Origin of the sequence: Kitasatospora sp. NPDC047058 (assembly GCF_040643935.1) — a bacterium.
Classification (GTDB): Bacteria; Actinomycetota; Actinomycetes; order Streptomycetales; family Streptomycetaceae; genus Kitasatospora.
On sequence record NZ_JBEYVJ010000907.1, the window covers coordinates 1 to 1,226 of the forward strand.

The 1,226-nt window shown below is 74.1% G+C and carries 1 protein-coding gene; it reads right to left on the reverse strand.

The window, feature by feature from the left end:
- Positions 1-17: 17 nt before the first annotated feature.
- The coding region (locus ABZ885_RS41530) for an acyltransferase domain-containing protein (RefSeq protein ID WP_360200446.1) at positions 18-1,226 on the reverse strand (1,209 nt) is incomplete at its 5' end.

Consider the following 1,226-nt stretch of genomic DNA (forward strand, 5'->3'; position numbering starts at 1 on the left):
GAGAGTTCGGACGACGGCTACCGCTCCCGCACCGCCGACCTGCTGCGCACGGACAACAACCGGATCACCCTGACCGAGTTCTCCGGCGGCGTGCTACGCCACACCGCCCGCAGCCCCTGGAACGCAGGGCCGTAGCCGTACGACGCGCCTGCGCCGGCCTCGTACATACCGCTGACGTCCACGGCCGTGGCGTCGCGCGGAGGCCAGACCGCGAAGTCCTCCTCCGCGGCCGCCGCGTCTCCGGCAGGGGCGACCACGCCGCTCGCGTGCTGCGCCCAGTCCCGCTGTCCGTCGGGGCGGGAGAAGATGTCGGCCGTCCGGCGTCCGTCCGCGTCGGCATCGCCGACGACGACCTGCACCTGGACACCGGAGCCGTCCGCGGGCAGCACCAGCGGTGCCTGCAGCGTCAGTTCCTCCAGCAGGCCGCAGCCGACCTGGTCACCGGCGCGGACCACCATCTCCACGAAACCGGTACCCGGCAGGAGCACCGCCCCGCCGACCGCGTGATCGGCCAGCCACGGGTGCGTCCGCACGGACAGCCGCCCGGTGCAGACCAGGCCTGCGCCACCGGCGAGTTCGACGGCCGCGCCGAGCAGCGGGTGCCCCACCGCGCCCAGGCCCAGGGACACCGCGTCCCCGCCGAGGGCCGGGGCAGCCGCACGCGGCCAGTAGCGCTCGTGCTGGAAGGCGTAGGTCGGCAGCTTGACCAGGTCGGCGGAGGGCAGCACGGCCGTCCAGTCGACCGCCACGCCGTTGACGAAGGCCTCGGCCAGCGAGGTGAGCAGACGCTGGGCGCCACCGTCGTCGCGGCGCAGGGTGCCGCAGACGGCGGCCGGCACCGAGGCGGAGTCGAGTCCGACCTCTTCCAGCGTGTCGTTCATCGCCCCCATCAGGACCGGGTGCGGGGTCACCTCCACGAACAGCTGGTGGCCCTGGCCGGCCAGCGTGCGGACCGCGCGGTCGAAGTGCACCGTCGCGCGCAGGCTGGCGTACCAGTAGGCGGCGTCCAGCTCCTCACCCGTCAGCGTCTCGCCGGTCATCGCCGACACCATCGGGACCCGGCCCCGGCGCGGCGTCACACCGGCCAGGACGGAGCGGATCTCCTCCTCCAGCCGGTCCACCTGAGCGGAGTGCGAGGCGTAGTCCACGGCGACCATCCGGGCGCGCACGCCCTCCGCCTCGAACTCCGCCTTCAGCTCCTCCAGGCCCTCCGGATCGCCCGAAAC